Genomic DNA, 19,225 nt, shown 5'->3' on the forward strand with positions numbered 1-19,225 from the left:
AAGCCCTGTAAGGGGTGGAGTTGACCGGTACTAATAGGCCGAGGGCTTGTCCTCAGTTGCTCGCGTCCACTGTGTTGTTCTGAAACAACGACCCCGACCCGGGGAGAAGTTCACGGGTTGGTGCGGTTGACAGTTTCATAGTGTTTCGGTGGTCATAGCGTGAGGGAAACGCCCGGTTACATTCCGAACCCGGAAGCTAAGCCTCACAGCGCCGATGGTACTGCAGGGGGGACCCTGTGGGAGAGTAGGACGCCGCCGAACAATCATTCAGAAAAGCCCCTGATCCCTTCGGATCAGGGGCTTTTCGCATTTCCGTTGACGTATCGTCAGGGCATGGACGATCAGACAGCGGTCATTGCGAGCAACGTGCTCCGCCCCGAGCAGCGCGACGGCGCCCTGCGTGTTCTGGCGGAGGCCCAGGCGGTCGACGGCCGAGCCGCGGTCTCCGAGCAGGGCCGGCTGCGGCTGCGGAACGCCGAGACTCCCCGGCCGGGCGTCACCCACCTCATCGTGACCGAGGCCGAGAGCACGAGTGCGAGTGCGAGCGCCACCGTGGTCGGCTACGGCCAGGTGGAGGTGCCGGAGGCCGTGACGGCGAACCCGGCGGCCGAGCTGCTGGTCGACCCGGCCGCCCGCGGCCGCGGCCTGGCCCGCCCGCTGGTGGACGCCGTCCTGGAGCAGGCTCACCTGGTCGGCCGGGACGCGGTGGACTTCTGGGTGCACGGCGGTCACCCGGCGGCCCGGCACCTGGCCGGGGCCTACAGCGCCGAGCTGGTCCGGGAGCTGCGGCAGATGCGCCGCACCGGTCCGCAGACCGAGGCCGTGGCCGTCCCCGAGGGGATCGAGCTCCGCACCTTCCGTCCGGGTGAGGACGACGCCGAGTGGCTGCGGCTGAACGCCCTGGCCTTCTCCCACCACCCGGAGCAGGGTTCCTGGACGCAGCAGGACCTGGCGGAGCGGATCGCCGAGCCCTGGTTCGACCCGGCCGGCTTCTTCCTCGCGACCCGGGGCGGCAAGGTCGTCGGTTTCCACTGGACCAAGGTGCACCCGGCCACCGCCACCGAGCCGGAGCTCGGCGAGGTGTACGTCGTCGGGGTGGACCCGGCCGAGCAGGGCAGCGGCCTCGGCCGCGCGCTGACCGCCGCCGGCCTACGTCACCTGACCGGGTCAGGGGCCGGTGAGCGTGGACTGGAGACGGTCCTCCTCTACGTCGATGCCGACAACCCGGCGGCCGTCCGGGTCTACGAGCGACTGGGATTCACCGTCCACGAGGTGGATCTGATGTACCGCGCCCGGTACCAGGCGGACCGAGCAGCAGACCGTGCAGCAGACCGGGCGACGGACCGGGCGGCCGACCGCTAGACCCACGCCCGGTCCCGCGCCGCAGGCGGCCCGGTGGTAACGGAGCGGTCGCGGGCAGGGGGCGGCGAGGCCCGCCACCCCTTGCTCCGACCGACTCAGCTTTCCTCCTGGCCATGCGGTGTTTACCGTGGATTCAATTGCTGCCGCGAAGATCACAGGATGAAGTCCGTAGTGTCTCGCTCGTGCAGAGTCGACCGCCATTCCCCGGCCGGTCCTGTACGGACCGCGCCCGGTGGGTGGGTGCTGTCCCCGGGGGCGACCCGGGGCGAGGACGACGGCCCGCAGAGCCATTCGTGTCCGGACGCCGTCCTGCTGGAGGAGCTGGAACCCATGAGCATCCCCCGCCCCGTCCCTGCCCCGCTGCCGCCCACGGCGCGGATGTCCAGCGCGCTGGGCGTCCCGCCGGAGCTGCCGGCCACGGACGAGCAGGAGTTCGAAGCACTGCCGCAGGGCCGCTTCCTGGACCGTGAGCGGAGTTGGCTCGCGTTCAACGAACGCGTCCTGGAGCTGGCCGAGGACCCGGGGATCCCGCTGCTGGAGCGGGCGAAGTTCCTGGCGATCTTCGCGAGCAACCTGGACGAGTTCTTCATGGTCCGGGTCGCCGGCCTCAAGCGCCGGATCGCCACCGGTGTGGCCCAGCGCAGCGCGTCCGGCCTCCAGCCGCGTGAGGTGCTGGACCTGATCTGGACCCGCTCCCGTGAGCTGATGGCCCGTCATGCCGCGGCCTTCCAGCAGGAGGTGCTGCCGGACCTCGCCGCCGAGGGCATCGAGGTGGTCCGCTGGCCGGAGCTGGCCGAGAAGGAGCAGGCCCGGCTGCACACCCTGTTCCGGCAGAGGATCTTCCCGGTGCTGACCCCGCTGGCGGTCGACCCGGCGCACCCCTTCCCCTACATATCGGGGCTGTCGCTCAACCTCGCCGTGGTGGTCCGCAACCCTGTGTCCGGCCACAAGCACTTCGCCCGGGTGAAGGTGCCGCAGTCGCTGGCCCGCTTCCTGGAGGCCTCGCCCCAGCGGTACGTCCCGCTGGAGGACGTCATGGGCGCGCACCTGGAGGAGCTCTTCCCGGGGATGGAGGTGCTGGCCCACCACGCCTTCCGGGTCACTCGCAACGAGGACCTGGAGGTGGAGGAGGACGACACCGAGAACATCCTCAAGGCCCTGGAGAAGGAGCTGATGCGGCGGCGCTTCGGCCCGCCGGTCCGGCTGGAGGTCGAGGAGTCGATCGACCCCTACATCCTGGACCTGCTGGTGCGGGAGCTGAACATCACCGAGGCGGAGGTCTTCCCGCTGCCCGGTCCGCTGGACCTGACTGGTCTGTTCGGCATCGCCGAGCTGGACCGGCCGGAGCTCAAGTACCCGAAGTTCGTGGCCGGTACGGCCCGCGGGCTGACCGACGTCGAGTCCGCCTCGCAGCCGGACATCTTCGTCGCGATGCGCGAGCGCGACGTGCTGCTGCACCACCCGTACGACAGCTTCTCCACCTCGGTGCAGGCCTTCCTGGAGCAGGCCGCCGCCGACCCGGACGTGCTGGCGATCAAGCAGACCCTGTACCGCACCTCCGGCGACTCGCCGATCGTGGACGCGCTGATCGACGCCGCCGAGTCCGGCAAGCAGGTGCTGGTGCTGGTCGAGATCAAGGCGCGCTTCGACGAGCAGGCCAACATCAAGTGGGCGCGCAAGCTGGAGGAGGCCGGCTGCCACGTGGTCTACGGCCTGGTCGGGCTCAAGACCCACTGCAAGCTGTCGCTGGTGGTCCGCGAGGAGGGCGACACCCTGCGCCGCTACTCGCACGTCGGTACCGGCAACTACCACCCGAAGACCGCCCGGCTGTACGAGGACCTCGGCCTGCTCACCTCCGACCCGCAGGTCGGCGCGGACCTCTCGGACCTCTTCAACCGGCTGTCCGGCTACTCGCGCCGGGAGTCCTACCGCCGGCTGCTGACCGCCCCGCGCGGCCTGCGCGACGGGCTGGTCTCCCGGATCCACAACGAGATCGCCCACCACCGGGCCGGCCGGCCCGCGTACGTGAAGATCAAGGTCAACTCGATCGTCGACGAGGCCCTGATCGACGCGCTCTACCGGGCCTCGCAGGCCGGGGTTCCGGTGGACGTCTGGGTCCGCGGCATCTGCGCGATCCGGCCGGGGGTGCCGGGGCTGAGCGAGAACATCCGGGTGCGCAGCATCCTGGGGCGCTTCCTGGAGCACTCCCGGGTCTTCGTGTTCGGCAACAACGGCGATCCCGAAGTGTGGATCGGCAGCGCCGACATGATGCACCGCAACCTGGACCGCCGGATCGAGGCGCTGCTCAGGATCACCGATCCGGCGCACCGTGCCGAGCTGTCCGGGCTGATCGACCTCGGGGTGTCGGACGAGACCGAGTCCTGGCACCTGGGCCCGGACGGTGCCTGGGAGCGCCGTTCGCAGGACGCCGAGGGCAAGCCGTTGCGGCACGTCCAGGACCTGCTCATCGATTCGCGCCAGCGCCGCCGGGCCGCCACCTCGCGCTGACGCGTCCACTGATGCGAGCCGCCGGAGCAGTCGGGGCCCCCGGGGCCCCGGGGGGAGCTGCTCCGGCGGTCGGCCACCAGCCCCGGGGAAGGGCCCCGGGGGAACGGGGATCTACCACGCCATGACCGAAGCGCCGATGACGGCCCAGGCGGCCTCCACAGCGACCGCCGGGGACATCCTTTCCCGCCAACTCACCGCCCAGGCGGGCGCGTTCCTGCGCGCCCTGCCGCTCGCGGTGGGCGAGGTCGGCGCCAGACCGGGGTCGGCCGCGGCCGTTCCGGCGAGCGGCACCGCCGACCTGCTGCGGGCCGTGCGGCGGGTCGGCGGGCTGCTGCACACCTTCGGGGCCGTGTTCGAGCAGTCCTGGGCGCAGGAGTCGCGCACCGAACTGCGCTGGCTGCTGAACCTGTTGGCGCTGGAGCCCGGTTACGTCCGCCGCTCGGCCCGGCTGCTGGGCGCGGTGGACTCGCTGAGCGGCACCGACCCCGAGGGGACGGGCATGCTGGCCGGGCACGCGGGCGCCCCCAAGGCGCGGGCGCTGCTGGACCGGCAGCTGACCCTGGCCCGGACCAGGGCGCACTCCACGGTGCTCCAGGAGCTCCGCTCGGCCCGGCTGCACGCGCTGGCGGACCGGATGACCCTGCTGGTCGGCGAGGCGCCGCTGCTGGAGGCGGCCGGCGGCCGGGCGTCGGCGGTGCTGCGGCCGCAGGCGGCGGCCGCGTTCACCGCGCTGTCGGTGAGCGCCCAGCAGCTGCCGCTCCACCGGGCCGCGACCCCGTACGGCGGGGACGGGCTGCGCCGGCTGGGCGCGGTGCCGGCGGCGCGCGGGGCGGCGGACGCGGACTCCGCGCTGGCGGCCGACGACGCGCCCTGGTCGCGGCTGCGGATCCTGGTGAAGCGGGCCCGGTACGCGCTGGAGGTGTGCGCCCGGCCGTCCGCCGAGCTGGACGAGCTGGACGCGGTGCTGGCCCGGCACCAGGAGGCCGCGGACGCCGCGGTGACCGCCGCGACGGCGGCGCGCACCCCGCGGATCACCCCCGCGACCGCCTACGTGCTGGGCGTGGTGCATGCTGATCAACGACTGGAGGTCGAGGCGGCGCGGTACGCCTTCGGCCGCCGGTGGCCCGAGCTCCCGCCGTCCCCGGACGGCTGGCTGGAGCTCCCCCCTGCCGAGGGCCGGGGGCATTCCCCCGCACCACGGACGGCTTGAATTGCACGATCGCCTGCGCACCGGGCGGGCAGCGGACCCGACGGTGGGACCGGCCGTGAACCCGGCGGCGGCCCGGGCCGCGGGCCCGGCGGCCGCACCGGCCCGCGGCCCGGTGGTCCTGGCGGCGGGCGCGGTGCTCTGGCTGCCCGGCCGGCCGAAGCCCAGCGGTCGGCTGGGGCGGCCGCGGATCGCGGTGATCCACCGCCCGAAGTACGACGACTGGAGCCTGCCGAAGGGCAAGCTCGACCCGGGGGAGGGCGTGGTCGAGGCGGCGCTGCGCGAGGTGCGGGAGGAGACCGGCTTCGACTGCCTGCTCGGTCCGGAGCTGCCCGTCCAGCACTACCTGGCCCAGGGTCGTCCGAAGGAGGTCCGGTACTGGGCCGCGGTGCCGACCGTCGGGGCCTTCCGGCCCAACCGTGAGGTCGACCGCCTGGACTGGCTGCCCGCGGGCAAGGCCCGGGCGCGGCTGACCCATGACCGCGACCGGTTGCTGATCGATGCGCTGCTGGTGATCCTGGGTGCGAAGCCCGTACGGACGGGCGGGTCGGGGCCGGTGGAGGAACGGCGGAAGTGATCTCCCCGCGCCCGCGCCGTGACGCAACCGTTACTACGTGACGTAGTTTCCTGTCATCCGTTCGAGGTTCACTTTCCGTTCACTTGCGACCGGCTGTCGTGTCACTTACCCGGCCTAACTTCGGGACTACCGGCGGGCCGAACGGGCCCCGGACCACAGCAAAACCCATGCTCAGCCGTACTCCTGCGGCCTGCGCAGCGGGCAATGCCACAGAAAGGGACACCCCTGTGAAGCTCCAGCGGAACGGCCGCTCCAAGGCCCTCGCCATCGGTGCCATGGCGCTCGTCAGCTCGCTGTCGCTCGCTGCCTGCGGGTCGGACGACAACAACAAGACGGCGTCCAGCGGTTCCAGCGGCTCCTCCGCGGCCGGTGCCGCGGTCAACTGTGGCAAGGCCGGCACGCTCCTGGGCGCCGGTTCGACCGCGCAGGCCCCGGCGATCGACGTGTGGAAGACCAACTTCGGCGCCGCCTGCTCCGGCACCACGGTGAACTACAGCGGCGGCGGCTCCGGTGCCGGTGTCCAGCAGTTCACCCAGGGCAAGGTCGCCTTCGCCGGCACCGACTTCGCCCTCAAGCCGGCCGACGTCGACGCCTCCAAGGCCGTCTGCACCGGCGGCAAGGCGATCGACCTGCCGATGGTGGCCGGCCTGGTCTCGCTGGTCTACAACGTCGAGAACGTCGACAACCTGGTCCTGGACGGCCCGACCGCCGCCAAGATCTTCGACTCGCAGATCACCAAGTGGAACGACCCGGCCATCGCCGCCCTGAACCCGGGCGCCAAGCTGCCGGACGCCGAGATCCAGAGCTTCCACCGCTCCGACGACTCCGGCACCACCTTCAACCTGACCTCCTACTTCGCCAAGACCGGTGGCGGCGCCTGGAGCGCCGAGCCGAACAAGGCGTGGAAGGGCAAGGGCGGCCAGTCCGCGAACGGCAGCGCCGGTGTCTCGGCCCAGATCAAGCAGGTCAAGAACTCGATCGGCTACGCCGAGCTGTCCTACGCCCAGACCAACAACCTGAAGAGCGCCCAGATCGCCACCGGTGCCGCCAAGCCGGTCGAGGCGACCGCCGCCAACGCCGCGCTCACCATCGCCTCCTCCACCGTCACGGGCACCGACGGCGACCTCGCCCTCTCCCTGGACTACGGCACCAAGGCCGACAACGCCTACCCGATCGTCCTGGTGACCTACGAGATCGCCTGCGACAAGGGCAACAAGGCCGAGACGCTGGACACCCTCAAGTCCTTCCTGAACTACACCATCAGCGACGCCGCCCAGAAGTCGATCGGCGACAAGGGCTACGTCCCGATGCCGGCCGCGATCGGCGACAAGGTGAAGGCCGCGGTCGGCACCCTCGCCTGACCCGACAGGACCCCCGGTGGGACGGCCCCGTGAGCGAGGGGGGCCGGGGCCGTCCCGCCGGAACGCACCAACCCAGCACCAACGTCCGGGGCACCGCCGCCATGGTGCCGACCCCCTACCGGGGCGGCACCACCAGACCGGAGTAGACCAATGACTTCATCCTCCCCTGCCGCCCCGCGAGGCAGGGAACGCCGACAGCGCGACAGCCGCGTCGGCGACAAGATCTTCATGAACCTCGCCCGCGGTGCGGGCATCCTGCTGCTGGTCATCATGGCCGCGATCGCCGGCTTCCTGGCCTGGCGCTCGGTCGTGGCCCTCGGCAACAACGACGGCAACTTCCTCACCACCTTCGAGTGGACGCCGGACGCCCCGAAGCCGGTCTTCGGCATCGCCGTCCTGGCCTTCGGCACGATCGTCAGCGCCGTGATCGCGATGGCGATCGCCGTCCCGGTGGCCATCGGGATCGCGCTGTTCATCTCGCACTACGCGCCGCGCCGGATCGCCCAGCCGTTCGCCTACCTGGTCGACCTGCTCGCCGCCGTCCCCAGCATCGTCTACGGCCTCTGGGGCGCGCTGTTCCTCGTCCCGCACATGGACGGGCTGACCAGCTGGCTCAACCAGTACCTGGGCTGGACGTACATCTTCGACCAGACCAGGACCGGCACCCCGCGCAACCTGTTCACCGTCGGCATCCTGCTGGCGATCATGATCCTGCCGATCATCACCGCGGTCTCCCGCGAGGTGTTCCGCCAGGTGCCGCGGATGCACGAGGAGGCGGCGCTCGCCCTCGGCGCGACCCGCTGGGAGATGATCCGCACCGCGGTGCTGCCGTTCGGCCGCCCCGGCATCATCTCGGCCTCGATGCTCGGCCTCGGCCGGGCGCTCGGCGAGACCATCGCGGTCGCGGTGGTGCTCTCCGCCAACAGCGTCCTGTCGCTGCACATCCTGGACGCCGGCGGCGGCACCTTCGCGCAGAACATCGCGCTGAAGTTCGCCGAGGCCGGCAACAACGGCCGCGACGCCCTGATGGCCTCCGGCCTCGTCCTGTTCGTGATCACCCTGCTGGTGAACGGTGCCGCGCGACTGATCATCGCCCGCCGCAAGGAGTACTCGGGGGCCAACGCATGACCACCGTCACCGTCCCCGAGGACGCCCGGCCGCAGGTCGGCCCGAAGCTCACCGCCAACCGGCTGCCCAAGTGGACCCCGCCCGTCGTCGCCGTCGGCTCGATCGCGGTCGGCTGCGGGATCGGCGCCGCCGCCGGCCTGGAGAGCCACCTCCAGTGGGGCCTGATCTCGGCCCTGCTGTTCCTGGCCGGCAGCTACCTGATCTCGGCCCAGGTCGAGGGCCGCCGGCAGGCCAAGGACCGCTTCGCCACCTCGGTGGTCTGGGTCGCCTTCATCCTGGCCGTCGTCCCGCTGGCCTCGCTGACCGTCTACACGGTCCAGCAGGGCATCGGCGTGGTGAACGGGAACTTCCTGAGCCACTCGATGAAGGGCGTGATCCAGAGCGGCCCCGGCGGCGGCATCTACCACGCGCTGCTCGGCACCCTCCAGCAGGTCGGCCTGGCCACTGTGATGGCCGCCCCGCTCGGTCTGCTGACCGCCGTCTACCTGGTGGAGTACGGCCGCGGCCGGCTCGCCAAGGCGGTCACCTTCTTCGTCGACGTCATGACGGGCGTCCCGTCGATCGTCGCCGGTCTGTTCATCCTCTCGCTCTGGAACCTCGCCCTGGGGTTCAGCTACTCCGGCTTCTCGGGCAGCCTCGCGCTGGCGATCCTGATGATCCCGGTCGTGGTCCGGTCGACCGAGGAGATGCTCAAGCTCGTCCCGAACGAGCTGCGCGAGGCCTCGTACGCCCTCGGTGTGCCGAAGTGGAAGACCGTCCTGCGGATCGTCCTCCCCACCGCGATCGGCGGCATCACCACCGGTGTGATGCTCGCGGTCGCCCGCATCACGGGCGAGACCGCCCCGGTGATGATGCTGGTGTTCGGCGCCGACTACATCAACAGCAACCCGTTCGACGGACCGCAGCAGTCCCTGCCGATGTACATCTGGCAGCAGTACTCGGTGGTCAACAACGACTTCGGCTACGCCCGCGCCTGGGGTGCCGCGCTGGTGCTGATCGCCTTCGTGATGGGGCTCAACCTCATCGCCCGGGGCATCGCACGCTGGCGCTCGCCCAAGGCCGGACACTGAGCGACCACTGACGTACGAAACAGCATTCATTAGCGGCCCTCCGGCCGCGGGCGAGAGAAGCAACGATCATGGCCAAGCGCATCGACGTCAGCGGACTGTCGGCCTACTACGGCACCACCAAGGCCATCGAGGACATCTCGATGAGCATCGAGCCCCGCTCGGTGACCGCCTTCATCGGCCCCTCCGGCTGCGGGAAGTCCACCTTCCTGCGCACCCTCAACCGGATGCACGAGGTGATCCCCGGCGCCCGGGTCGAGGGCAAGGTCCTCCTGGACGACGAGAACCTGTACGCCTCCAACGTCGACCCGGTCGCCGTGCGCCGCTCGATCGGCATGGTCTTCCAGCGCCCGAACCCGTTCCCGACCATGTCGATCTACGACAACGTGGTCGCCGGGCTCAAGCTCGCCGGCGTGCGGAAGAAGGCCGTCCTGGACGAGGTGGTGGAGCGCTCCTTGAAGGGCGCCAACCTCTGGAAGGAGGTCCACACCCGACTGAACAAGCCGGGCGCCGGCCTCTCCGGCGGTCAGCAGCAGCGCCTGTGCATCGCCCGCGCGATCGCGGTCGAGCCGCAGGTCCTGCTGATGGACGAGCCCTGCTCCGCGCTCGACCCGATCTCCACCCTCGCCATCGAGGACCTGATCGGCGAGTTGAAGTCGCAGTTCACCATCGTCATCGTGACCCACAACATGCAGCAGGCGGCCCGCGTCAGCGACCGCACCGCCTTCTTCAACCTGGCCGGCGTCGGCCAGCCGGGCAAGCTGATCGAGCTGGACGACACCCAGCGGATCTTCTCCAACCCGTCGGTGCAGGCGACCGAGGACTACATCTCCGGCCGCTTCGGCTAGACCGACCCCAGCTGTCCCGCGGTGCTGCATGGCGGTGCCGCCGCGGGACATGAAGAAGGGCCCGCCCCCGAGATGTGGGGGCGGGCCCTGTCAGTTGTCGGCCGGGGCGGAGCGTCGGCGGTCAGCCCCAGAAGAGGTGGACGAACCAGTACATCAGCGCTGCGACGACGGCGGCCGCCGGCATCGTGATGAACCAGCCGAGCACGATGTTCTTGGCGACGCCCCAGCGCACCGCGCGGATCCGCTTGGTGGCCCCCGCGCCCATGATCGCCGCGGTGATCACGTGGGTGGTGGAGATCGGCGCCTTGAAGACGAACGAGGTGATGTACATGATCACCGAGGAGGTGGCCTCGGCCGCGAAGCCCTGCGGCGGGTCCAGCTCGATGATCTTCCGGCCGAGGGTCCGCATGATCCGCCAGCCGCCCGCGTAGGTGCCCAGCGAGAGCATGGTCGCGCAGGAGATCTTCACCCAGACCGGGATGTCACCGGTGGTCTGGTGGCCCGAGATGGTGAGCGCCATGACCACGATGCCCATGGTCTTCTGGGCGTCCTGCAGACCGTGGGCCAGCGCCATCGCGGCGGCCGAGGCGGTCTGGGCGACCCGGAAGTTGCGCTTGGCCTTGTGCGGGTTGGCCCGGCGGAAGATCCACAGGATCGCCAGCATCACGATGAAGCCGCCGACCAGGCCGACCACCGGCGAGACGATCATCGGGACGACGATCTTGTCGATCACGCCGCTCCAGATCACCTCGGTTCCGCCGGCCAGGGCCGCACCCACCAGGCCGCCGAACAGCGCGTGCGAGGAGGAGGACGGCAGACCGAAGTACCAGGTGACCAGGTTCCAGGTGATCGCCCCGACCAGGGCCGCGAAGAGGATCGCCATCCCCTGGTTGCCGGTCGGCGTCTCGATGATCCCGCTGGAGACGGTGTGCGCCACCCCGCTGCCCAGGAAGGCACCGGCCAGGTTCATCACGGCGGCCATCGCGAGCGCGGCCCTCGGGGTCAGCGCCCGGGTGGAGACCGACGTGGCGATCGCGTTCGCCGAGTCGTGGAAGCCGTTGGTGTACGTGAAGAAGAACGCAACGCCGATGACGGCGATGAGTGCAGCCATGTCCACGAGGGTCAGGACTCCTTGACGGCGATGGTCTCCACCGTGTTGGCGACGTGCTCGAACGCGTCCGCCGCCTCCTCAAGGACGTCCACGACCTGCTTGAGCTTGAGGACCTCGATGGCGTCGTACTGACCGGAGAACAGGTGGGCGAGCAGCTTGCGGTGGATCTGGTCGGCCTGGTTCTCCAGCCGGTTGACCTCGATCCAGTACTCGGTCAGGTTCGACATGCTGCGCAGGTTGGGCATCGCCTCGGCGGTGAGCTCCGCGGCGCGCGCCAGCACCTCGATCTGCTGCTCGACGCCCTTCGGCAGGGTCTGGATGTCGTAGAGGACGACCAGGTCGACGGCCTCCTCCATGAAGTCCATGATGTCGTCCAGCGACGAGGCGAGGCTGTAGATGTCCTCGCGGTCGAAGGGCGTGATGAAGGAGGAGTTCAGCTGGTGGAAGACGGCATGGGTGGTGTCGTCCCCGGCGTGCTCGGCGGCGCGCATGCGCTCGACGATCTCCGCGCGGGCCGACACGTCTGATCCCAGCAGTTCGAGCAGGAGCTTCGATCCGACGACGAGGTTCTCCGCAGCGGCGGCGAACATGTCGTAGAAACTCGTCTCCTTCGGGGTCAGGCTAAAACGCACGGAATTCTCCGATGTGCGGGGTACGGACTGAACGATGCTAGGTGCAACCGAGCGCGATCGCGCAAACGGGGTGGTGACCTGGGAGGCGGAACCTCCCCTTCCGTTCGGCTGCCGCACGGGCTGTCCCGGACCGCGCCGCCAGGTGCGGACGCAAGGACTCAGTCTGACGGAACCTCGACGCGTTTGCCCCGTCCCGCGTGCGGAAGACCGGGGCGCCGCTCAGACGGGTTAACCCCGCCGCGACCCCGACCAGGCCGTTCGGCACATGCCGGGTGGGCCGTCGGAACACCACGCGGGGCCCCGGTGTTGGACACTGGAGGCCGACGCAGCCACCAGGCACCCAGACGAAGGCGGGCCGATGACCACGACGCAAGCGCGCACCGAGCCGGACCACGCGCCCGGGACCGGCCCCGGGGCCGACACCCCCGCCGCCGAGGGCCACGGCGCCGCGGACCACGGCGACGCGGAGCACGGCGGGCACAGCCCGCACGGCCCGCACGGCTACAGCGCGCAGAAGGACGCCCACCTCAAGCGGCTGCGCCGGATCGAGGGCCAGATCCGCGGCCTCCAGCGGATGGTGGACGAGGACGTCTACTGCATCGACGTGCTCACCCAGGTCTCGGCCGGCACCAAGGCCCTGCAGTCCTTCGCGCTCTCCCTGCTGGAGGAGCACCTGCGGCACTGCGTCGCCGCGGCCGCCGAACAGGGCGGCACCGAGCTGGACGCCAAGGTCGCGGAGGCCTCGGCCGCGATCGGCCGACTGCTGCGCAGCTGACCCCCGGGGGCCGTCAGCCCTCGCCCTCCCGCTCGGTCCGGGCCGGGTCCACCCGGTCCAGCAGCACCTCGTCGATCCGCTCGGTCGGCAGCCGGTCACCGGCGCTGGCCGTCGCGGCGATCATCAGCTCGCCGGCCAGCTCGATCTCGTCGAGGGCCGCGTCGTCGTGGCCGCCGCTGCGGCCGCCCGTGGACGACACCACCTGCACCACCCCTTCAGTGCCTCGCCAGCCCGGGCGGCAGCCACCCGACGTCCAGCCTAGGCACTCCGGGGCCCGTCCACATGGCACGGACGGGCCATCTCGGCGCCGCCGAAACGGGTGACCGTCGCTCCCCGGACGGCCACCCGCGCCGGCGGCGCCCCGTTCCGCCCCGGCGCCGGGGCGCTACTTCGGGCTCTCCGTCGGCTTCATCTGGTAGATGTCCGAGGCCGGCGGCTCGGCCGCCTCGACCGGCTTGCCGAAGTCCGACAGGGCGGTGGTCGAGGTGACCTTCACCTGGTCCTTGGCCTCCTTCGAGCCGGCCACCCCGGCGAAGGTGAACACCTCCACCACCTTGTGCAGCCGCCCCTGGTCGTCCAGCCAGGCGTCGTACGGGACCTCCTTGACGGTGAAGGTCTGCCCGCCCATCCGCAGGCCGTCCCCGCCCCGGCCGCCGGTGGCGTCGGCCGCCTTGGCCAGGTCCAGGGTGCCGCGGTAGTGGTGCAGCGGGGTGCCGTCCACCGTCTCGGTGCCGACCAGGTCGGCCTTCTGCACCCCGCGCAGCGCCCCCGCCGCCGTGGCCGGATCGGTGGCGCCGCTGCTGACCAGGTTGCCGTCCGGCAGCTGGCGCACGTCCAGCTTCACCCACTTGCCCTCGGGCACCTTGGCACCGCTGTTCTGCAGGTAGACGGTGCCCGGCAGGACCACCTCGACGATCTTCCCGGTGGTCGCCGCCCCCGGCGGCACCTGGACCTCCAGCCGGCCGATCCGCTTCACGTAGTCGTAGCCGCCGGTGCCGGAGAAGGACGCCTTCTTGTCCGCGGACTCCGTGACCAGCTCGGTGGCCGCGTGAGCGGAGCCGGTGCGACCGGTGATGTCCGCCGCGCCGCGCACCGCCGCCACCGGGTCGGCGGCCAGCTGGTCGGGCGCGTTCGACTGCTGGTCGGAGGAGCCGCCACCGGAGTGGGCCGAGCACCCGGCCGCCCCCGCGGCCAGCGCGGCGGCGAGCACGGCGGCGCCGGCCGCCGCGCGCAGGCGCGGCCCCGGACGGCGCGCCGGCCGCCCGGTTCGCTGCTGGTCGGTCATCTTCATCCTCGCGACAACCCCCTCGGGACCGACTGCCCCGCCGACTGCGGCACCGGCTGGGGCGCCGGGAGGGCAGAGCTCTTTCCGGGCAAACGAGTTGGCTCGCGAAGGGTTACGGGTCCGGCGGGAACCGGCGGGTGTCGCGTGAGGGTCGCCCGGCGCGTTACGGTGAATCCCGTGCACAGTGAGCTGCCGGTCGCCCCCGGCACCACCCCGATGCCAGAGCACCGCGTCGCGCTCAGCGAACGCGGTTCCTTCGCCTTCGCGACCTGCAGCTGCGGCTGGTACTCCGCTGCCCGCCGCTCCCGGGACCTGGCCCGCCGCGAGGGGGCCGACCACCTCGCCGAGTACGGGGCCGACGCACCCTAGGGGCGTCCGGACCCGTCCGGACCCGTCCGGACCGTTCGGTGCGGCGGGGTACTCCGGGCCCTCAGGCCGCGAGGTCGGACTCCGGCGGCTGCTCCTCCCGGCGCACCGCTCCCCGCCCGCGGCGCCGGCCGCGCCGCTCGGTGCCCCGGCCGGCGGCGGCCCCGCGCTCCGGGGCCCGGACCAGCGGGGCCACCGCCGTCCGGGTCAGCGCGTGGCAGAACGGGACCAGCACCGCCATCGCGATCGGCGCCAGCAGCAGCACCACGGCGACGGCCAGCGCGAAGCCGCCGATCACGTCCGTCGGGTAGTGGACGCCCATGAACATCCGGCAGAAGCCCTGGAGCAGGGCCAGGCCCCCGGCGATCCAGCCCAGCTTCCGGTTCACCAGGAACAGCGCCACCGCCACGGCCATCGTCATGGTCGAGTGGTCGCTGACGAAGGAGTGGGTGCCGGCCTTGCCGTCCACCAGCACCAGCAGCCCCGGGTGGTCGACGAAGGGCCGCGGCCGGTCCACGATCGCGGCGATCGGCAGGTTGGCCAGCTCGGCGACGGCCACCGAGAGCGGCACCCAGAGCAGCCCGGCGATCGCCACCGGCGCGTCCGGGCGGCGTCTGGCCTGCAGCCAGCCCACCAGCCCGAGCAGCGCGAGGCCGATCAGGATGCCGTACTCGCCGATCCACGACACCGCGTGGTCCAGCCACTGCGGGGAGCGCTTGGCCAGGCCGTTGACGGCGTAGAGCAGACCGAGGTCGGGGTTGGTCGTGTCGGCAAGCGGCGTCGACACGCCGCACCTCCTTCTGGTCCGCTGCACCTGTTCGATCCCGCCGGGGCCCGCCCGGCGGGCGAAGCTGACGAGGGACCACCGGACCCAACGTCATCGCCGGGACCCAGCGTTCCACGGAAACGCGCGGTTATGGAAACTTGACTCAGCGTCCACAGGCCGCACACAGATCGGTGGACGACTCAGCCGGTCCCACCGGTTGCGGTGGCTCCGTTGACCCGCCCCGCGGCCGTCGGGGCGGCCGGTGCGGCGGCCGCGGGCCGGCTGCCGGGGGCGGTCGGGGTCGGGGTCGGGGCCGTCGTGCCCGGGCGGCTCGGGGCGTTGACCGCGCCGCTGGTGTTGTTGCGCGTCGGCAGCGCCTGGGCGCCGTCCGTGGTGACCCGGGTCGCCCCGATGTACTCCTTGGTGTCGATCTTGTCGTAGCGGATCACCGCCCCGGTGTGCGGCGCGTTGATCATGTAGCCGCCGCCGACGTAGATCCCCACGTGGTGGATGCTCCGCGGATCGCTCAGGTCGGTCGCGAAGAACACCAGGTCGCCCGGCCGGAGCTGATCCCGTGACGGGTGCGGTCCGGCGTACCACTGGTCGTTGGCCACCCGGGGCAGGGCGATGCCCACGGTGGCGAACGCGGCCACGGTGAGCCCGGAGCAGTCGAACCGCCCGTTCTGCCAGGCCGCCCCGTCCCCGCCCCACAGGTACGGCGTGCCGAGCTTGGTCTGCGCGAAGTAGATCGCGGCGGCCGACTGCGCGGACACCTCCACCGGCGCGGTCGGCGCGGCGAAGCTCCGGGCCATCGCCTGGATGTTCCGCACGTACCCCTGGGTCTCCCTGTACGGCGGGACGCCCCGGTTCGACGTCACCGCGTACGGGCCGGCGTTGTAGGCGGCCAGCATGTTGGCCTGCGGATCGCCCGGCACGCCGGCCACGTCCTTGGCGAGCGCGCAGTCGTAGACCGCCGCGGTGGCGATCGCGTCGTACGGGTTCCAGACGTCCTTCTTGCCGTCCCCGTCACCGTCCGTGGCGTACATCGGCCAGGTGCCCGGCATGAACTGCGCCATTCCCTGTGCCCCGACGCCGGATTGGGCCTTGGGGTCGAAACCGCTTTCCTGGTACAGCTGCGCCGCGAGCATCGGCGGGGAGATCTCCGGGCAGAGCGAGCCCCACTTCTGGATCGCGTCCTGGTAGGCCGCCGGAACGGTGCCGGGGGAGAGGGCGGAACGATTCGCCGCCAGTTGCGGTGTCCCACCCGCCGCATACGTCCCCATCGTCACCAGACCGAGGAACCCGAACGCGACAACTCCCGCCGCAGCGGCGGCCGTACCGGCCTTCCGGAGTACCATCAGCACCATCCCGACGAATCGTCAGTCGAAGTGTCCCGGAAGGCGTTGCTCACCGCAATCATCAGAGATACAAAGAGTGAGCGCTATCCTTCGTACGGTGGACATCCTCGCGTACGTGTCCGATGCCTCACGACCAATCCGCGAGAAGTAGCCAAGTCGACATCAGATCTGGCCAAGAATAGGCACCGACCCTTCGCGCGGGCGGGGTCCGGGCCCTTGAATTTGCCTGATCGGGCGGTGAGATGGAAATGAACCTGAGCAGCGTGCACACCTATGCGGTCGGCCACCTGGCCGAGGACCCTCCCAAGAAGCCGAATATCGACACCATCATCGGCGGGATCGCCCCGGACTGGGGCCCCTTCGCCAGCCTCGGGTCGGAGGCCCGGGTGATGGTCGAGGTCATCATGGCCGTCGCCATCCTCGTCTGTCTCGGCCTCGCGGTGTGGGGTGCGGCCAAACAGCGGATCGGCGCGACCGCGATGCGGGACAGCTTCGGAGCCGAACAGGGCAAGGGGCTGATCATCGCCGGGCTGACCGGCGTGTTCATCATTGGATCACTCGGCACTCTGTTCACCATTGTCTACGGCATGGCTATCTGACGATCGGACAGCAGTGACCCGGCCCGCCTGACGACAGGTTCCCGCCCGGACCTCCCCAGAGGGCCGACCCGCCAGGAGTCCACCCCCCGTTCCCACCCCCCGTCCACGCCCGCCCCCGGACGGAGGGCCCCCGGAGCCGCCCGGCTCCCCGCACCAGGAGGGCCGCCGTGCCGTTGTCCGACGACCAGCCGCACACCCGTACGCGGCTGCCGGTCGACGAACAGCCCTCCGCACTGCCGACCAGCCGTCAGTCCAGGCCGCTGCGCACCCTGCTGACCGTCCTCGTCGTCGTCACCCTGCTCGTCGTCGCCATCTCCGTCGCCAACCGCGGCAAACCGGACCCCGGCAGCGGCGGCAGCTCCGCCGACCGGGCTGCCCCCAGCGCCGGCTCCGGCGCAGGCCCCGCGCCCAGCGGCGACCAGCCCGTCGGCACCACCGTCAACGGCATCGCCTCCGGCTACCCGCACAGCGACCAGGGCGCCCAGTCCGCCGCCGCCAACTACGCGGTGGCGATCGGCTCCGCGGACATGTTCCGCGCCGACAGCCGCCACACCATCGTCGCCACCGTCGCCGACCCGGGCTCCGCCGCGGCCCTGCAGAGCCGGCTGGACCAGGGCTTCGGCGGCGACACCGTCGCCCGCTACGGCCTCGACGCCCAGGGCCACGCGCCCAAGGGCCTCACCTTCGTCAGCCGCACCGTCCCCGTCGGCACCAAGTCGACGGCCTACGCCGACCAGGACGCCAAGGTCGAGGTGTGGTGCACCGGCCTCACCGGCCTCGCCGGCCAGAGCTCCGTCCAACCGGTGACCGCCAACTGGTTCACCCTCACGCTCTCGCTCCACTGGACGGGGAGCGACTGGAAGCTGACCGACTTCACCAGCAGGCAGGGCCCCGCGCCGATGCCCGGAGACCAGCAGGCCGCCACCGCCGAGGAGATCACCGGCGCCGTCCAGCAGTTCGGGGGGTTCCGCTATGCCCGTTGACCAGAGCACACGCCGAACGACCGCACGTCGTACGACCGCGCGCAGAGCGGGGACGCTGGCCGGCGTCCTCGCCGCCGTGCAGTTGACGGCGATGCTGGCCGCCCAGAGGGTGTTCGCCGAGCCGTCGCCGTCGCCGACCGCGACTCCCACCTGTCAGAAGGTCGATCTCCCGATCCCCGGCAGCGACGCCGGGTGTGCTCCCAACGGGGCCGTCGTCATTCCCGGCGGCGGCGCCGTCAACAACGTGACCGATCCGCTCGGGTCGCTCGCCAAGGGGTGTGCGCAGGCGGCGGCGTGGGTGGTGCGGAACCTGTCGGGGGCGATCGACGGGACGACGTCGGTGGACTTCACCAACCAGTCGTTCCTGCAGCAGTACGCCGTGGTGTTCGCCGTGTCGACGGTGATCACGCTGGTGCTGTGGCTGCTGGCGGTGACCAAGCGGGCGGTGCGCGGGGCGTCGTTGACGACGGCGATCTCGGAGGCGGTCGGCTTCCTGTGGCTGACGGTGGTGGCCTCGGCGTTCACGCCGTTGATCCTGTTCACCGTGGTGAGCGTGACGGACGGGCTGACGAAGGCGATCGCGGTCGGGACGAAGTCGGACACCGGGACGTACCTGGGCGGGTTCGCCGACACCCTGGAGAAGGGGAACGTCGGCGGCGGCCCGCTGATCCTGGTGCTGGTGTCGCTGGTCGCGGTGCTGGCGGCGGCGGTGCTCTGGATCGAGCTGGTGATCCGGGCGGCGATGCTGTACGTGGGGGCGCTGCTGGGGACTGCGGTGTACGCGGGGCTGGTGGACCGGCAGTTGTGGAAGCACGTGCGCCGGTGGGCCGGGATGATGCTGGCGGTGGACCTGGCGAAGCCGATCATCGTGATCATCCTGGGTCTGGCGGGCGCGGTGGCGACCGGGGCCGGGGCCAACGACGACTTCGCCCGGGTGCTGTCCGGGTTGGCGATCCTGTTCCTGTCGATCTTCGCGAGCGCCGCGGTGTACCGCTTCGTCCCGACCTTCGGCGACGAGATGCTGAACATGCGCGGGGCCCGGGCCAGTGCGGTGCAGGCCGGTTCGGCGATGATCAACGGGACCGCGAACCTGATGAAGCAGGGCATCTCCACCCACGGCGACCGCGGTCCGCAGGGGGCCGGGGGCGGCGGGGGTGCGGGCGGCGGCTCGGTCGCGCCCGGCATCGCCGCGCACGCCGGCCGGACGCCGTCCCCGCCGCCGCAGGCCGGGCCGCCGCCGCAGGCCTCGGTTCCGAACCGCGACAGCAATCCAGCGAAGGGAGGGTGACGGG

19 protein-coding genes and 1 rRNA gene are annotated in these 19,225 nt (G+C 71.4%); 14 read left to right on the plus strand and 6 right to left on the minus strand.

Annotated features, from left to right (window positions below; genetic code table 11):
- Positions 1 to 144: 144 nt before the first annotated feature.
- The 9 genes from rrf to pstB all read left to right on the plus strand — a co-directional run bounded on the left by rrf (position 145) and on the right by pstB (position 10,058).
- Positions 145 to 261: ribosomal RNA gene (gene rrf, locus ACFXPX_RS19730) — 5S ribosomal RNA — on the plus strand.
- Between the two features lie 72 nt (positions 262 to 333).
- Complete coding sequence (mshD, locus tag ACFXPX_RS19735) at positions 334 to 1,362, plus strand: mycothiol synthase (protein ID WP_380642486.1); 1,029 nt, start codon at positions 334 to 336, stop codon at positions 1,360 to 1,362.
- Between the two features lie 330 nt (positions 1,363 to 1,692).
- Positions 1,693 to 3,870, plus strand: a complete 2,178-nt coding sequence (locus ACFXPX_RS19740; RefSeq protein ID WP_380525379.1) for an RNA degradosome polyphosphate kinase — start codon at positions 1,693 to 1,695, stop codon at positions 3,868 to 3,870.
- Between the two features lie 121 nt (positions 3,871 to 3,991).
- Positions 3,992 to 5,080, plus strand: a complete 1,089-nt coding sequence (locus tag ACFXPX_RS19745) for a CHAD domain-containing protein (RefSeq protein ID WP_380407387.1) — start codon at positions 3,992 to 3,994, stop codon at positions 5,078 to 5,080.
- A gap of 112 nt (positions 5,081 to 5,192) precedes the next feature.
- A complete protein-coding gene (locus tag ACFXPX_RS19750) occupies positions 5,193 to 5,654 on the plus strand; it encodes an NUDIX hydrolase (protein WP_380407393.1) in 462 nt (153 codons plus the stop codon).
- A gap of 227 nt (positions 5,655 to 5,881) precedes the next feature.
- Positions 5,882 to 7,015, plus strand: coding sequence for a phosphate ABC transporter substrate-binding protein PstS (pstS, locus tag ACFXPX_RS19755; protein ID WP_375888835.1), 1,134 nt, complete (start codon positions 5,882 to 5,884; stop codon positions 7,013 to 7,015).
- A gap of 150 nt (positions 7,016 to 7,165) precedes the next feature.
- The gene (gene pstC, locus ACFXPX_RS19760; protein ID WP_375888832.1) at positions 7,166 to 8,143 is read left to right on the plus strand and encodes a phosphate ABC transporter permease subunit PstC; all 978 of its coding nucleotides are present in this window, start codon (positions 7,166 to 7,168) and stop codon (positions 8,141 to 8,143) included.
- Entirely contained in the window at positions 8,140 to 9,213 is a 1,074-nt protein-coding gene (gene pstA / locus ACFXPX_RS19765) for a phosphate ABC transporter permease PstA (RefSeq protein WP_380525378.1), read from the plus strand. The genes pstC and pstA overlap by 4 nt, the downstream gene beginning before the upstream one ends.
- A gap of 68 nt (positions 9,214 to 9,281) precedes the next feature.
- Complete coding sequence (gene pstB / locus ACFXPX_RS19770) at positions 9,282 to 10,058, plus strand: phosphate ABC transporter ATP-binding protein PstB (RefSeq protein WP_375888826.1); 777 nt, start codon at positions 9,282 to 9,284, stop codon at positions 10,056 to 10,058.
- 121 nt (positions 10,059 to 10,179) lie between these two features.
- Here the strand turns inward: pstB and ACFXPX_RS19775 are convergent, their stop codons facing one another.
- A complete protein-coding gene (locus tag ACFXPX_RS19775) occupies positions 10,180 to 11,175 on the minus strand; it encodes an anion permease (protein WP_375888824.1) in 996 nt (331 codons plus the stop codon).
- A gap of 5 nt (positions 11,176 to 11,180) precedes the next feature.
- Positions 11,181 to 11,801 carry a DUF47 family protein gene (locus tag ACFXPX_RS19780; RefSeq protein WP_359914173.1) on the minus strand — a complete coding sequence of 207 codons (621 nt, stop codon included), beginning with the start codon at positions 11,799 to 11,801 and terminating at the stop codon, positions 11,181 to 11,183.
- A gap of 358 nt (positions 11,802 to 12,159) precedes the next feature.
- Here ACFXPX_RS19780 and ACFXPX_RS19785 point away from each other — a divergent pair, with 358 nt between their 5' ends.
- Entirely contained in the window at positions 12,160 to 12,576 is a 417-nt protein-coding gene (locus ACFXPX_RS19785) for a metal-sensitive transcriptional regulator (RefSeq protein ID WP_380642488.1), read from the plus strand.
- A 13-nt stretch (positions 12,577 to 12,589) separates the two neighbouring features.
- Here ACFXPX_RS19785 and ACFXPX_RS19790 read toward each other — a convergent pair whose 3' ends face one another.
- The gene (locus ACFXPX_RS19790; RefSeq protein WP_375888817.1) at positions 12,590 to 12,778 is read right to left on the minus strand and encodes a hypothetical protein; all 189 of its coding nucleotides are present in this window, start codon (positions 12,776 to 12,778) and stop codon (positions 12,590 to 12,592) included.
- Between the two features lie 183 nt (positions 12,779 to 12,961).
- The gene (locus ACFXPX_RS19795; protein ID WP_375888814.1) at positions 12,962 to 13,861 is read right to left on the minus strand and encodes a hypothetical protein; all 900 of its coding nucleotides are present in this window, start codon (positions 13,859 to 13,861) and stop codon (positions 12,962 to 12,964) included.
- 177 nt (positions 13,862 to 14,038) lie between these two features.
- Here ACFXPX_RS19795 and ACFXPX_RS19800 point away from each other — a divergent pair, with 177 nt between their 5' ends.
- Complete coding sequence (locus tag ACFXPX_RS19800) at positions 14,039 to 14,230, plus strand: hypothetical protein (RefSeq protein WP_375888811.1); 192 nt, start codon at positions 14,039 to 14,041, stop codon at positions 14,228 to 14,230.
- Positions 14,231 to 14,291: 61 nt separating this feature from the next.
- On the opposite strand, the gene ACFXPX_RS19805 is transcribed toward ACFXPX_RS19800, so the two are convergent.
- Entirely contained in the window at positions 14,292 to 15,014 is a 723-nt protein-coding gene (locus tag ACFXPX_RS19805; protein ID WP_375888808.1) for a phosphatase PAP2 family protein, read from the minus strand.
- Between the two features lie 179 nt (positions 15,015 to 15,193).
- Positions 15,194 to 16,351 (minus strand): NlpC/P60 family protein, encoded by a 1,158-nt coding sequence (locus tag ACFXPX_RS19810; RefSeq protein WP_380642490.1) that lies wholly within the window; start codon positions 16,349 to 16,351, stop codon positions 15,194 to 15,196.
- A gap of 248 nt (positions 16,352 to 16,599) precedes the next feature.
- On the opposite strand from ACFXPX_RS19810, the gene ACFXPX_RS19815 reads away from it, so the two are divergent.
- The 3 genes from ACFXPX_RS19815 to ACFXPX_RS19825 all read left to right on the plus strand — a co-directional run bounded on the left by ACFXPX_RS19815 (position 16,600) and on the right by ACFXPX_RS19825 (position 19,221).
- The gene (locus tag ACFXPX_RS19815) at positions 16,600 to 16,950 is read left to right on the plus strand and encodes a hypothetical protein (protein ID WP_375888806.1); all 351 of its coding nucleotides are present in this window, start codon (positions 16,600 to 16,602) and stop codon (positions 16,948 to 16,950) included.
- Between the two features lie 167 nt (positions 16,951 to 17,117).
- Positions 17,118 to 17,933 carry a hypothetical protein gene (locus ACFXPX_RS19820; protein ID WP_380642492.1) on the plus strand — a complete coding sequence of 272 codons (816 nt, stop codon included), beginning with the start codon at positions 17,118 to 17,120 and terminating at the stop codon, positions 17,931 to 17,933.
- Complete coding sequence (locus ACFXPX_RS19825; RefSeq protein WP_380642494.1) at positions 17,923 to 19,221, plus strand: hypothetical protein; 1,299 nt, start codon at positions 17,923 to 17,925, stop codon at positions 19,219 to 19,221. The genes ACFXPX_RS19820 and ACFXPX_RS19825 overlap by 11 nt, the downstream gene beginning before the upstream one ends.
- Positions 19,222 to 19,225: the final 4 nt, after the last annotated feature.

Source organism: Kitasatospora sp. NPDC059146 (assembly GCF_042786665.1).
In the GTDB taxonomy this organism is placed as follows: Bacteria; Actinomycetota; Actinomycetes; order Streptomycetales; family Streptomycetaceae; genus Kitasatospora.